This is a genomic window from Sulfurimonas denitrificans DSM 1251, assembly GCF_000012965.1.
In the GTDB taxonomy this organism is placed as follows: domain Bacteria; phylum Campylobacterota; class Campylobacteria; order Campylobacterales; family Sulfurimonadaceae; genus Sulfurimonas; species Sulfurimonas denitrificans.
Genome location: NC_007575.1, coordinates 399,963 through 414,007, shown reverse-complemented (window position 1 = coordinate 414,007; position 14,045 = coordinate 399,963). Strand labels below are relative to the sequence as shown.

Here is a 14,045-nt window from a genome sequence, read left to right as displayed (position 1 = left end):
ATAAAGATAGAGTGTATTTGTAAAACTATTAATAACGTTATAATCAGAGATTTACTAAAATCTATATTTACAAATTATGCCTAAATAGGGAAAACAGATGTCAAAAGAGTTAGTAATATTAACGGTGGATGATGATTTGATAAATCTTAAACTTTTAAAATCAATGTTAATGAAAAATCCAGATATTAAAGAAATTATAGAGGCTCAAAATGGTGCCGATGCAGTTGCCCATATCAAATCAAGAGATGATATTAGTCTAGTCCTTTTAGATATTATTATGCCTATTATGAATGGTTTAGAAGTTTTAAGAGTTGTCCGCTCAGATAAAAATATAGAGCAAATTCCCATAATAGTCCTCACAACTGATGAAACTAAAAAAACAGAAGCGCTAGAGTTAGGGGCGAACAGTTTTTTAGTAAAACCTATTAGAAGTAATGAGTTAAGCGAGAAGATGAGGGCACTCCTAGTTTAAACTAGAATGTGACTAAGAACCTCTTCTATTCTAGTAACTCCAACTATCTTTAGTGACTCTCTAACTTCGCTTGGAATATCTTCTAAATCTCTCTCATAATTTTTCATAGGGATTAGAACTTTGCTCATATCGGCTTTATGCGCTGCAATGAGTTTCTCTCTTAATCCACCAATTGGAAGCACATCTCCGCTGAGTGAAACTTCTCCAGTCATAGCAACTTCTGAGCGAACTTTTCTACCGCTCAATATAGAAGATATAGCACTAACTAAAGCAATACCTGCGCTTGGTCCATCTTTTGGAGTTGCACCATCTGGTACATGTATATGTAAGTCATAACGTTTATAAACTTCACTAGAGTCAACTTCTATCTTCTCTTCTATCTCTTTTGGAGTAAGAGGAATATTTATATCATCAATTTTTAATTTTTTAGTATCAATCAAAGTTTTCACAACGCTGTATGCGATAATAGCTGACTCTTTCATAACCTCGCCTAAACTCCCCGTTAGCTGCATTGTGCCTTTGCCTTTTATGCGAATACTCTCTATCTTTAAGACATCTCCGCCAACAGCCGTCCACGCAAGACCATTTACCACACCAACAACAGGCACTTTTGTTGTTTTTTCTATCTCAAATACTGTTTTATCAAAATAGTCTTTAAGATTTTTCACACTCAAAGATACTTTTGTAATCTCTGGGTGCTCTAGTATCTCTCGAGCAACTTTTCTTGACATGTTAGAAATTCTGCGGCGAAGATTACGAACTCCAGCTTCTCTGGTATAACTATGAATCAACTCTTTAAGAGCTGCCCTTGAGATAGTTACCTCTGATTTTTTAAGTCCATGTTTTTTCAGCTCTTGGGGCAAAAGATAACGTGAAGCAATCTCTAGTTTTTCTTGAGGCGTATATGAGCTAATCGCTATAAATTCCATTCTATCTCGAAGCGGTGCTGGAATATTTCCTATATCATTTGCTGTTGCTATAAAAATAACTTTAGAGAGATCAATGTTGAAATTGAGATAGTAATCCCTAAATTCGTTATTTTGTTCAGGGTCTAGTATTTCTAAAAGAGCCGCTGTTGGATCACCCCTTCCAGTTTTTGCAACTTTATCAATCTCATCTAAAACAACAACTGGATTCATCTTTTTAGCATCAATGAGTCCTTGAACAATTCTGCCAGGCATCGCTCCAACATACGTTCTTCTATGCCCACGAAGTTCATTTACATCTTCAAGTCCACCTAGAGCTATTCTTATCAATGGTCTCTTTAGGGCTTCTGCAATGGAGTTTGCAAGTGACGTTTTACCAACACCTGGAGGTCCATTAAAGCAGATAATTGCTCCTGAAGCGCTTTTTATCCCTCTTAGCTCCATAAGCTCTTTAACTGCAAAAAACTCTGCAATTCTCTCTTTTGGTTTTTCTAGTGAGAAGTGATCTTTGTCCAACTGAGCTTCAACTTCACTAATCTTTAGCTTTTTTTTGCTCTCTTCACCAAAAGGAATCTCTAGCGCCCAATCAAGATAGGTCTGTGTCATAGAAGCATCTGATGAGTCTGGATGCATACGAGAAAATCTCTCTATCTGTTTATGCACCTCTTTATAGGCATCAGCATTCATCTTATCTTTTTTTGCTTCGAGTTTTTTTCTATACTCTTCTAGCTCTTCATCTCTTGAAGTATCGCTTCCAAGCTCTTTTTGAATCTGTTTTAACTGCTCTTTTAAAAAGTACTCTTTATTGACCTTTTCTATATGTGTATGAACTTTTGAGCGAATCTCTTTTTGAAGTTTATTTGCTTCTATTTCATCAATTATATGTTCTATTAAATCTAAAAATCTTTTTTCTGTATTTGTCTCTACAAAAAGAGTGTATGCTTGCTCTTTTTTTAACTTTACAGTACTGCAGATAAGATCAATAATACGATTGTAGTCATGATTTTCTTCTATTGTTCTTAATAGATCTGGTGGGAAGTAGTTACTAACTGCTGCTAATTTTCTAACTTTTTCACGTAAAATTTCAAGTATTGCATCAATTTTTAGAGCATTTACGCTCTGTGCTTTGATAACATCAACATTTGCGATTAAAGGATTTTCACTTACTTTACCAAAAGTTTTTGCACGTGCTAGACCTTGAAAAAGAACTTTTACTCTTCCATCTGGCAGAGCAACTTTACGCATAATAGAGCCAACAACTCCAGCATCATAAAGAGCTTCAAATACTCTCTCTCCCTCATGTGAAGGTTTTGTAGGGCAAACAATTACTAACGAACCCTCTTCAATAGCCTTTGTTGCCGCTTTTATATTACTCTCATCGCTTAAAAAAAGTGGTGCTATCATAAATGGGTATAAGAAAATTTCATCTTCTGCGATAACAGGTATATCTGCAGGGAAATTACTATAATCACTAAGCTTCATAATTATTTGTTTCCTTTTTTAAGTCATAAATAGTAGAAAATGGATTAAACATATCATACCAACTAGAGTTTTTATCCTCTTTTGGTTCTGTTTTTTCCACTTTTGATTCATTTTTTTCTGCTCCATCTTCCTCAGATATAGAGTTTCTAGATACTACACTTTTTGTATCTGGTATCATGAAGTCATACCAACTTGAAGTTCCATCTCCCTCAAACCAAGAGCGATACCAAGGTGAATTTGCTCTATCTATCTCATCTAGAAGTATCCATGGCTGAGGATTTACTCCTCTATAGTATAAAGCAGATTTTGGTTTATCTAGTCTGTCGTATAAATCTGATATCTCTTCATTTAAAACAAATTGTGCTAGATAAAGGCGAGTAAGCATAGTATTTACAACTTCATAATACATTGAGTCTGGATATGCCTGTTTAAAAAGTTCGCCCTGCGCTATGGCTTCTTCTATCAAAACTTGATCGCGTCTTGGATTTGGAAGTGCTTTATACTTTGCTTTTATTTTTAAAAATTCTGCATTTTCTTTCTCGTTTGGAGTTGCATATCTTTTTATATACTCATCTAAAAAGTGTTCACTTAAAAGATACTCCTCTTCTTGCATGTGTGCGATAGAGAGCATCATCGTTGCTTCAGGAAGAAGTGGTGAGCCAATATGCTCTCCTTGAAGTGAACTATAGTAGTTGTCTGCACTTTCCAAATCTCCATTAGAGACATGCTCAACTATCTTAGTGTACCAGTACATAGCTGGTTTGTTGTACTCTTCTATATTTTTAGAGCACCCGCCAAAGAGTAATATAAGCGAAGCTAAAGCGCTAAGTGCGTAGTTTTTTAATTTCATTAATTGTTATCCTAATTATAAATAGGTTGCTATTTTATCCAAAAGATATATAACGTTCATTAAACTAGGTACATTTTATGCTTAAAGTGTTACAATTAAAAAAATACGGTGGAGGTTTTTATGAAATTTGATGTATGTGTACCTATTTTAGGGTTTGAGAACGTAAAAGAAGTAACTTTAGAGAAGATAGACGATGCGTTTATGCGCATGGAATCTAGCAATGATGAGCATATATCTTTTACTCTTATAAATCCTTTCGCTTTAAGAGAGTACGATTTTGAAATTCCAGATGCAACTCAAAAGTTACTAGAGATAGATGAAAAATCAAATATTCTGATTTTAAACATTGCCATCATTCAAACTCCAGTAGAGGACACTGTTGTAAACTTCATCGGTCCGATGATTTTTAACACAGACAACAACAAAGCTGCACAATTAGTTCTATCGGAATCTACAAAATATGGAGTAGCAGAAAAAATTTCTCTATATTTAAAAAAGTGAAATTTTATTTAATATAAACTATAATAGGCAACTATTAACTCTTTTCTTTCTTAGTGTTTGAGCTAGAGTGAGGTAATTTTTACTTATTTGTAGGATTGTATGAAATATGTAGAAAAAATTTCAAAATTTATTGCACTCTTTATTATGGCTGGGTTGTTTACTTTACCTAGTTTAGGTGCCACTTTTAGAGAAATTCAAGCTAGTAGGCATGTAGATTATAACAACAGTTTTGGCATCTATACTCCTGTAATTGGTAATTATAATAGTGTTCGCGCTGGTGCTGTAGATGTAGATTATGGAGATAGTGACCCTCTTGAGCCTGAGCATGCAAAAAATGCGCTCTACACTCAAATAGTCGCTAAAGCTTTTAATGTTGATATTATCTCATTTGACAATGACAACAAAACTCCAATAGCTTGGAGTGGAGATTTAACTCTATCAATAGTAGAGCTCTCATCAAGTGGTGATTGTTCAGAGTCAACGAGCTTATTATCGGATTTAGTTGTATTAAATTTCTCAAATGAAAAATATAAAAGTGTTACAGTAACTCCAACAAAAGCATCTCGAAATGCGCTATTCAAAATGCAGACTGCTACCGCATCTATCTGCTCAAGAGACACCTTTGCAATTCGTCCAGCAACATTTAATATAGATTCAAATGAAGCAGGATTGCTTGTTGGCAATCATCTGTATAATTTTACTTTTACCGCTGCTCATGAGGGGGCACCTAACACACCCTCAAGCAATTACACACAAGAGATTGGCAACTCTATAGATAAATTAGCCTCAATGCAACTGAAAGTTCCTGCTGGATGTACATTGCCCATACATGTAGAAGATATAAATTTATCAGTTCCTTTTGTTGATGGAGAAGTTAGTGTTGAAGTCCTTTACCCAAATGTAGGGAGCGTTGAGTTTAAACTTAGCGACAATGAGTGGACAGTTGTTTCTGCAGATCAAAGCAAAGGTGACTGTATTGATGGAAGTGCCCAAAATAGCTCTGATGACTCTGGCAGAGTAGGATGCCTTATTCAAGGCAGTAAGAGTTTTCATTTTTTTCCAGAAAAATTTACCTCTACCTTATCACTAGAAAATGGTTCAAATGATAAAAGTTTTACCTATTTATCTAATCAAAGAGAGATGTCAGCACCCTTAAAATTAAACATTACTGCTACGCTTTATGGTGGAGGAGTGGCAACAAATTATACAGCAGGGTGCTTCTCACGCAATATTTATACAACTCTTTCTTTGATAGTGGATAAGACTTTGTCTAATGGCACTTCTCAAACAAGGATTAATTTTTTTGATGATTTAGACGTAACATCACATCTCAATAATCAAATTCTAAATAGTGCCACTTTTTTAACAACTGAGAATAAATTTATAAATGGGTCAAGCAATGTAAAAGTTAGCATAAATTTTCAAAGAAACCAAACAGCCGCTGAGAACCCTTTCACCATTGCTAAAAATGACTTTAACATCACGCAAGTGATTGATACAAATGGAGTTCAAGGAAGCGATTTTAATAGAACAAATGATGTGAATGCAACTTTTGTTTATGGACGAACAAATGCTTCAAGGCAGAGATATGGTTGCGCTGGCCTCTCTTGTCATGAAAATAATGCAAACATATACTTTGAATCATTTTGTTTTGGAGCTACATGTAATAGAGCACTGCTCCCAAATGGAGCTTCTTCAAGAAAAATAAATGACGCAAGATGGTATATAAACGATAACCACACCTCTGCAACAGATGGTAATGTTACTATTGTCGTTCAAAAAGACGGAACAAATATTGACGCAAATGATACTGTAGATGCAGATGACAATCCTACTGGAAACCCATCTACTACGAGAATTAGATATGACATGTCAAAAGGTTATCCATATAAAACTACTATACAAAATGAAGCTTCACCATGGTTAATTTATAACGAAAGTGACCCAGCTGCCACTAGAAATGAGTTTCAAGTTGAGTTTAACAATGCTGGTGTATGGAGCGGCAAGTACGATACAGAGACAACTACAAAAAACAGCTCTGCAAAAGATACAAATAGGAGGATAATTTGGTAAAAACTAAAAAAGTTCTCAACAAAGCAGCTTTTACTCTTATGGAGCTTATCTTTGCAATTATAATTATCTCTATAGCCATTGTATCTCTACCGTTGATGATACAAATTAATGCCGATGGAGTTGAAAAAAGTATAGTCCAAGAGGCAATTTTTGCTGCTTCTGCTGAGCTTATGGGTGCCACTTCATACTATTGGGATGCAAGGTCTATCGAAGAGAGTGCTATTAGCCATCTCTCAAGAGTTATTGATGTTGGTGGAGATTGCAATCCTATTACAAGACAAAGAGTAGGGCATGTAGGCAGAAGATGCCTTGATAGCAGTGTCGCTGCTGGAGTAAACTATTACAGTGCTAATGCAACACTTGGATTAAATTCTACTGTTCACACAGCTCAAAATATGTTTGATAATTCAGCTGCTCAAGCAGCTGGATATAAGCAACAGTACCAAAGCATAATGGAGATAAATATAGCTACATTTACCGACATAGCAGCACTCAATAATGATGTAAAAGAGTTGACTCTAAGCGTAATTGATCCCAATGATGCTACTAAAACCCTAACTTCTCTAAGAATTTACTGTGCAAATATAGGCGAAGTTGAATACTATAAGAGAAGATTTTAATGTCTAGAGCTGCCTTTACAATGCTAGAGCTTCTCTTTGTTATTCTTATCATGGGTCTTCTTGCCAACTATGGTGTTGAGCTTTTATCTAAAGCATACAAAAATTTTATCTTCACAAGCATAAACAACTCTCTTCAAGCAAACAGTGCTATGGCAGTTGAGAATATCGCTGCAAGATTGCAGTACCGCATCAAAGATTCTGTGATTGCTAGAGGGACAGATGGAACATTTCAAGGGCTTGAGGCAAACAGTGATTCAACTGCTCCAATTTTAGAGTGGGTTGGATATGATGCAGAAGGATTTCGTGGCAACACTACACCAATGCCTCACTGGAGTGGAATTATTGATATAGGTTTGTCAACTAGCACAGCTCTTGTATCTCCTGCTACAGATACTGCTAAAGTAGAAACTCTCATAAACACTCTCTCAAATGGAACTAGCGGTGTAAGCAGCGCAGCTTTGTATTTTATTGGCTCAGATAGTGACATACAAACTGGGTATGGATGGAATGGAGCAATTTCAACGCAAAACAAAGCTATGCACCCCATAAGAAGAGATGTTGCTGCCCCACAAAATTTCATACCTATAAATGGTGCCACTGGCGCAGATAATAATTTTACTGGGGTTGATGTTTATGAGTACTATCAACTTGCATGGAGTGCTTATGCTGTTGGTATAAGCGATTATAATGTTATAACAAAAACTGGTACGCTTATGCTATATTATAACTATCAACCATGGAGAGGTCAAACATATTTGAGAGATGCAACTGCTGTTATGTTAATGCAAAACGTAAGCACATTTAGATTTATGGCAGCTGGATCTGTTTTAAAAATAGAAGTTTGTGTAAAAGCTGATTTAATGGAGGATTACTCTTTATGCAAAGAAAAAACACTCTTTTAAAATTCAACTCTTATAGAAACGCTCCATTGAAACGCTCAGGCTTTGCTATGATAATGGCTATAGTTATAATCATCATAATAGCTACCACTATGACTCTATCTTTATCGCTAAGCACACAAACTAACAAAAGAACTCTTGATATTTATCTACATGAACAAGTTGAACTTTATGCTAAGAGTGCAACAGAGCTAGCAATGTTATATATCGCAAAAAATGGTTGTACAGATGATAATTTCAATACAACCCTTAATGAAATTTATACTATAAACGTAGTTATGCGATACGTCTATCCTGCTCAAGCGCCAACAGGATGCACTAGCTACTTTAACACAAGTTCGCTAGAGCAAGGTGCCTCAGTATTGATGGATGTAACAGTAAGTGTAAATAACCCAAACATCGTCTCAGAACCTATCCGCTACTTTAGAAGAACTATCCAAAAACTTTAAAATATAAAACATTATAAACTATTTAATGATATAATCTTTTATATTTAGAGACTAAAGGATTAAAAATGAATATATCATTAACTGGACGCCATGTTGAACTAACAGATGCTATAAAAGCACACATGAACGCCTCTATACAAACACTAAGTAAATATAATCTTGACATTATTTCTGTCAATGTGATAGCTTCAACTCAAACAAAAAAAGGTAAAGACCACTCTGTAGTTGAGTTTGTAATAAATTTAGCACATAAAAACTCAATAGTAATTGAGCAAAATGACCAAGATCTCTACGCTGCTATCGATTTAGCAACCACAAGAGCACAAAAGGCTATGCGACGCATACATGATAGAGATAGCGGACACCATAAAGATGGTATAAATGAAGCAAAAATTCAAGCAAACACTACTATTAATTTAAATGAAGCTAGTGAAGCTATGGAAGATGAGATTGTACCTGTGGAGTTAGCTCTTTATAAACCTCGTGAAGTTGAAGATGTACTAAATGATATAAAAGAGAATAAAAAGCTCTTTGAAATTTTTATAGATAATGATGGAAAAACAAGAGTTTTATACAAAAGAAACGACGGTAAATTCGGTCTTTACTAGCATCTACGCAAAAGGTATCTTCTCCTTTTGCCCACCTCTTATAAAACGCAAAAATCACTTTAACAAATCATCCTTTACCAACTTTACTATCTCTTCATCCTCTGCCAAATCAACCCATCTAAACTGATTTCCACTTTGATTATGCCCTCTTAACAAATCTCCGCTTTTTCTAAATTTTAAATCAAGATTAGCAATATCAAATCCACTAGTTGTATCTACAAATTTATCAAGACGCTCAGATTTATTTTGATTTGTATATAAAAAGCAGTAGCCCTTAAGACCTGTTCGGCTAACTCTGCCACGGAGCTGATGAAGAGTCGAGAGTCCTAACCTCTCAGCACCAACAATCACAACAGTGCTAAGGCGACTCAAAGAGATACCAACTTCTACAACAGTTGTAGCAATGAGGATATCTCCTTGTTTATCAAATTCTCTTAAAACTTCTTCTTTATCTTTATCCTTTCCATGCGTTACATGTACATTTGTAAATCTTGCCTCCCAGAAACTTCTAGCTTCATCAATACTTTGATACTCTAAAACTTCACTCTGTTCAACAAGTGGATATACAAGAAGTACTTGATTTCCAAGAGCAATCTCAACTTTTATATGCTCAAGAAGCTCCTTAAAATCGCTCTTATGTATAACTCTGCTCTTTATCTCTTTTTTAAAAGGTGTTGAAGTAATAAGCGAAACATCAATATGAGCCATCTCTATCATCGCTTGAGTTCGTGGGATTGGAGTTGCTGAGAATTGTAAAAAATGTGATTTTGCATCTGAAATTTTGCTGCTACTATTTTGGCTGCTTACCAGTTTTTCAAGCAAGTTTCTCTGAGCAGTTCCAAAACGGTGTTGCTCATCAACCATAACTAAAGTGGCTATTGGAAGTTCCCTATATAAAAGTGCATGTGTGCCAATGATAAAGTCATACTCACTTAAATCCATATTTTTGTTTTTACTGCTAACCAAGGCTATATTCATCATTGGAAGATATTTTTTTGCCTCTTCATAGATTTGGTTTGCAAGGATTGTAGTTGGCGCCATTAAGATTGAGCGATTCGGGGAGTTCATCAGAGCTGATGCCAAAATAACCATAGTTTTCCCACTTCCAACATCTCCAACTATCATTCGTCTTGCAGAGAGCCCTTTTTGAAAATCTGCTCTTATATCTTCTATCGCTTTTATCTGCTCATTTGTTAGCCTAAAAGGAAGAGTCTGCAGCCACTCGTCATAACTCTTACATGTAAGTGAGAGAGAAGGATAATAGCGTCTCTTCTTAGCCAACTCTCTCATATAAACAAAAAGCTCTGTATATTTTAATGCCCTTAATATTTTCTCATCCAGCTCTTTTATATTTGGTATTACGCTTTGAGGAAAATGGAGTTTTAAAAGTTCACATGCAACATCTTCTCTTAAGCCATCCAAGAGCAGATTCTCTTTAGTTAAGAGATTTTGCACAAATCGTAACATCACATCACTTCTTAGGGCTGATTTGTACTTTGGAGTTATAGCACCTATAATTGTGATTTTTTTTGGCATATTTATACTACATGTACCGCCTTTGCACTCCATCATTCCATAATAATAATCTCTCTGCCCAACTTTGAATTGATGCAGCAGATATGGTTTTGGACGAAAAATTACACCTGTAACTGTATGTGAAAAATTATGGACAAAAAAAGTAATTTGAAGTGAATTAGGAGCTCTATATATGGCTTCAACAGTAGCGTCAATGAGTTGCATAGAGTGCGGACTCAGTTTATTGCTAAGCCGTAAATCTTCATAAAGAGATGGGATTATCAAAGAGAGTTCACTACAGCTGCTTATGCCTAGCTTTTTAAACTTCTCTTTTTGCTCTTTTGTTACGTTCATTTTAAATCCTTAGTACCAAATACTATCTTTTATTATGAACTAAATATAAAAATATTGCATTATGCAATATTTATCTTATTTGAGCAGAGTTTTACTTTGTAACTATCGCAAAACTCATATCTAAAATCTCTCTGTGCTCTTTTATAAATTTGTTCAAATCTTTAAGCTCTAGATTTTTGATGCGCTCTAACTCTTCATCTGAATGACCAAGCTTTTGCCCATTATAGTACTCCATAAAAGTACGGTTTAGTCTTTGGCTCATTGTCTCTACTCTAAGTGGCTCGCTTCCTAGTAAAAACTTCTTTGTCTGCTCAAGTTCACTTTTTTTAACGCCATTTTTTACAAAATCTTCAACTATCGCTTTAACGCTCTTCTTTGCCTCTTCAAGTGACTCTAGCTTTGTTTGAAGATGCCCATTCATACTAGAGCTTGATTTACTCACATCAATTCTTGCATAGGCAGAGTAAGCAAGACCACGTTTTACTCTAATCTCCTCCATAAGTCTTGAGCCAAAACCACCTGCTCCAAGTATGAAAGTAGCAACTCTGGCTTTATAATAATCATCTGAATCTATTGAGATATTATATGGCGAGCCAAAATAGACATACGCTTGTTGCGTATCTTTTTTTATTACGCTCTCTCTTGGCTCCGCTACAATTTCGCATTTCTCGACTTTACTATCACTACCAATACTCAAAGAGTTTATGATTTTTAAAGCTTTGCTCTTTACCTCTTCTACGTCAGTATCTCCGCCTACAACGACAATCAATTTAGAAGATACAATGTTCTCTTTTATAAAATTTTGAACATCATCAAGTTCAATACTTTTCACACTCTCAATACTCCCCAAAGATGGTTGTGCAAGTACGCTTCCCTCAAAAAGAAGTTTTTTTAACTCATTTGAAGCTATATAATCAAAATCACTCTCTTTATTTGCCAAAGAGCCAAGCGTTGCTGTTTTGATTTTTTTTATAACTTCAGGCGTTAGATTTGGATCTCTTAAAAGCATCTGTAAATATTTTAGACCCTCATCAAACTCCTCTTTTAAACACCCTAGCTCTATTACAAAAGTCTCTTTGCCACTTGTAGCAGAGATATGAATGGCTCTGCTCTCTAGAGCTTCTGCAAATGCACTTGAGCCTAGCTCTTTAGTTCCCTCATTTATCATTTTTGCACTAAATTTAGACAAACCTGCTTTTGTTTTATCTGATATGCTTCCGCTATTTTTAAAAACAAGTTGCATAGTTATTAGCGGCAATCTTGTGTCTTGTTCAAAAATAAGAGGTACGTTTACATCTTTTGCTTTTATCTCATCTATTGTTGCTGCCATTATTATATTTCCTAAAATTAGTAGTGTTAAAATTATTCTCTTCATTTATGCAAATTTCTCTAAAATTTCATAAGCAGTATTTCGTACCGCTGGTATTTCGCCTATATCTTTTATAAGATGCACCATCTCGCTCTTTGCCATTGTATAAGCCGCTCCAGCACTACTTACAACATTTTCTTCCATCATAGTCGAACCCAAATCATTTGCCCCAAACCTAAGAGCCATCTGCCCGATATATGGACCTTGTGTAACCCAAGAGCTTTGGATATTTGGCACATTATCAAGGTAAAGCCTTGCAACCGCTAAAAGTCTTAAGTAACGGTTTGAGGATGGTTTTTCCATATCTGGAATAAGGCGTAAAAGCTCAGTATTTTGTCCTTGAAAACTCCACATGATAAAAGCACGAAAACCATGTGTCTCATCTTGAAGTCTTCTTATCATATCAAAATGCTCTATTATGTCCTCATCGCTCTCAACAGTCCCATACATCATAGTAGCTGTTGACATGATGCCGAGTTTATGAGCTTTTCTATGAACATCAACCCAAACTTCACTATCTATTTTCTTAGGAGCAATTATGTCACGGACTTTATCACTAAGTATCTCAGCACCAGCTCCTGGAATTGAAGCAAGACCCTTTACATGTAGCCTCTCTAAAACCTCTTCAACACTTATGTGAGATACTTTGGCGATAAAATCTATCTCTATAGAAGAGAAGCCATGTATCGTGATAGTCGGATATTTTGTATGAATATGCTCAACCAAATCCTCATACCACTCTATCTTTAGCTTAGGATGAACTCCTCCTTGAAAAAGTATCTGTGTACCGCCTATTTCTAAGAGTTCGTCAATTTTTTTATCAATCTCATCAAAAGTCAAAACATAAGCATCCGCATCTTTTTCATGTCTATAAAATGCACAAAATTTACAATCAACCCAGCAAATATTTGTATAGTTGATATTTCTATCAACAACAAAAGTCGTAATACCTTCAGGATGAAGCTCTTTTTTGCGAGCTGTTGCCATACGTCCGAGTTCTTTAAAGTCTGCACTTTTTATAAGCTCTAGAGCCTCTTGCTTAGTTAATCTCTTCATTTTTACTTATCTTTAGAAATTGCGTCAAGCACACCATTTATAAACTTTGGTGACTGCTCTGTTCCAAACGCTTTTGTTATTTCAACTGCTTCATTTATGACAACAGCAGAGTCAAGTTCTCCAAAAAGTATCTCATAAGTTGCAAGTCTAAGAGTTGCTCTCTCGATAGCTCCAAGTCTCTCAAAATCCCAATCTTTAAGGTGCTTAACTATCGCCTCATCAACAGGAGTTATGTTTGCCATAACACCCTCATAAAGAGTAAGTGCAAAATCTTTTTGTTTGTTTCTAATCTTCTTCTCTTCTAAAATCTCATCTGTATGCTCTGCAATGTTTCCATTACCCAAATCAAATGCGTAAAGTAGGCTTACAACCGCCATTCTGGCTTGATGTCTAGTTGCCATAATTAAAGGTTCTCATACAAATCTAGCATCTCAATAACAACAGTCATTGCTTCAAAACCTTTGTTACCAGCTTTTGTACCAGCTCTCTCTATTGACTGCTCAATATTGTCAGTTGTCAAAAGACCAAATGAAACAGGTTTTTGGTGCTTCAAGCTCATCATCGCTATCCCTTTTGTTGCCTCAGCAGAGACATAATCAAAATGCGGTGTTGCCCCACGAATAACAGCGCCAAGAGCACAAATAGCATCATATTTTCCACTTGCTAAAAGCTTGTCAATAATCATAGGAAGCTCAAACGCCCCAGGAACCAAAACATGTGTCAAATCAGCCTCGTCTCCGCCATGACGAGCAAATGCGTCCTTCGCACCCTCAACAAGTCTATCAACAATAAAGTGATTCCATCTTGTACTAACTATCGCAACTTTTTTCCCATTTACAACTTTTAGTTGTCCTTCAATTAACTTCATTTT

Annotated in this window: 14 protein-coding genes; 7 read left to right on the top strand and 7 right to left on the bottom strand. The window is 35.5% G+C overall.

Features of this window, described 5'->3' with window-relative positions; genetic code table 11:
- Nucleotides 1-97: 97 nt before the first annotated feature.
- The gene (locus SUDEN_RS02165; RefSeq protein ID WP_011372050.1) at nucleotides 98-472 is read left to right on the top strand and encodes a response regulator; all 375 of its coding nucleotides are present in this window, start codon (nucleotides 98-100) and stop codon (nucleotides 470-472) included.
- Here SUDEN_RS02165 and lon read toward each other — a convergent pair.
- Together lon and bamD are read right to left on the bottom strand one after the other, a co-directional pair.
- Entirely contained in the window at nucleotides 469-2,880 is a 2,412-nt protein-coding gene (lon, locus tag SUDEN_RS02160; RefSeq protein WP_011372049.1) for an endopeptidase La, read from the bottom strand. The genes SUDEN_RS02165 and lon overlap by 4 nt on opposite strands.
- The gene (gene bamD, locus SUDEN_RS02155) at nucleotides 2,870-3,730 is read right to left on the bottom strand and encodes an outer membrane protein assembly factor BamD (protein WP_011372048.1); all 861 of its coding nucleotides are present in this window, start codon (nucleotides 3,728-3,730) and stop codon (nucleotides 2,870-2,872) included. The genes lon and bamD overlap by 11 nt, the downstream gene beginning before the upstream one ends.
- Nucleotides 3,731-3,850: 120 nt before the next feature.
- Here bamD and fliW point away from each other — a divergent pair, with 120 nt between their 5' ends.
- From fliW to hpf, 6 genes are all read left to right on the top strand, one after another.
- Nucleotides 3,851-4,231, top strand: coding sequence for a flagellar assembly protein FliW (gene fliW, locus SUDEN_RS02150; protein ID WP_011372047.1), 381 nt, complete (start codon nucleotides 3,851-3,853; stop codon nucleotides 4,229-4,231).
- 99 nt (nucleotides 4,232-4,330) lie between these two features.
- Nucleotides 4,331-6,304 carry a hypothetical protein gene (locus SUDEN_RS02145; RefSeq protein ID WP_011372046.1) on the top strand — a complete coding sequence of 658 codons (1,974 nt, stop codon included), beginning with the start codon at nucleotides 4,331-4,333 and terminating at the stop codon, nucleotides 6,302-6,304.
- Nucleotides 6,298-6,924, top strand: a complete 627-nt coding sequence (locus SUDEN_RS02140) for a hypothetical protein (RefSeq protein WP_011372045.1) — start codon at nucleotides 6,298-6,300, stop codon at nucleotides 6,922-6,924. Before SUDEN_RS02145 ends, SUDEN_RS02140 begins: the two co-directional genes overlap by 7 nt.
- Nucleotides 6,924-7,826: a type II secretion system protein gene (locus tag SUDEN_RS02135; protein ID WP_011372044.1), complete on the top strand. Its 903-nt coding sequence runs from the start codon at nucleotides 6,924-6,926 to the stop codon at nucleotides 7,824-7,826. Before SUDEN_RS02140 ends, SUDEN_RS02135 begins: the two co-directional genes overlap by 1 nt.
- Entirely contained in the window at nucleotides 7,802-8,272 is a 471-nt protein-coding gene (locus tag SUDEN_RS02130; protein WP_041672175.1) for a hypothetical protein, read from the top strand. Before SUDEN_RS02135 ends, SUDEN_RS02130 begins: the two co-directional genes overlap by 25 nt.
- A gap of 65 nt (nucleotides 8,273-8,337) precedes the next feature.
- A complete protein-coding gene (gene hpf, locus SUDEN_RS02125) occupies nucleotides 8,338-8,880 on the top strand; it encodes a ribosome hibernation-promoting factor, HPF/YfiA family (protein WP_011372042.1) in 543 nt (180 codons plus the stop codon).
- A 54-nt stretch (nucleotides 8,881-8,934) separates the two neighbouring features.
- Here hpf and recG read toward each other — a convergent pair whose 3' ends face one another.
- The 5 genes from recG to ribH all read right to left on the bottom strand — a co-directional run bounded on the left by recG (nucleotide 8,935) and on the right by ribH (nucleotide 14,042).
- Nucleotides 8,935-10,749 carry an ATP-dependent DNA helicase RecG gene (recG, locus tag SUDEN_RS02120; protein WP_011372041.1) on the bottom strand — a complete coding sequence of 605 codons (1,815 nt, stop codon included), beginning with the start codon at nucleotides 10,747-10,749 and terminating at the stop codon, nucleotides 8,935-8,937.
- A gap of 91 nt (nucleotides 10,750-10,840) precedes the next feature.
- Nucleotides 10,841-12,079 carry a M16 family metallopeptidase gene (locus SUDEN_RS02115; RefSeq protein ID WP_041672174.1) on the bottom strand — a complete coding sequence of 413 codons (1,239 nt, stop codon included), beginning with the start codon at nucleotides 12,077-12,079 and terminating at the stop codon, nucleotides 10,841-10,843.
- 45 nt (nucleotides 12,080-12,124) lie between these two features.
- Complete coding sequence (locus SUDEN_RS02110) at nucleotides 12,125-13,174, bottom strand: dehypoxanthine futalosine cyclase (RefSeq protein ID WP_011372039.1); 1,050 nt, start codon at nucleotides 13,172-13,174, stop codon at nucleotides 12,125-12,127.
- A 2-nt stretch (nucleotides 13,175-13,176) separates the two neighbouring features.
- Nucleotides 13,177-13,575 carry a transcription antitermination factor NusB gene (gene nusB, locus SUDEN_RS02105; RefSeq protein WP_011372038.1) on the bottom strand — a complete coding sequence of 133 codons (399 nt, stop codon included), beginning with the start codon at nucleotides 13,573-13,575 and terminating at the stop codon, nucleotides 13,177-13,179.
- A gap of 2 nt (nucleotides 13,576-13,577) precedes the next feature.
- Nucleotides 13,578-14,042, bottom strand: coding sequence for a 6,7-dimethyl-8-ribityllumazine synthase (ribH, locus tag SUDEN_RS02100; protein WP_011372037.1), 465 nt, complete (start codon nucleotides 14,040-14,042; stop codon nucleotides 13,578-13,580).
- Between the last annotated feature and the right edge of the window lie 3 nt (nucleotides 14,043-14,045).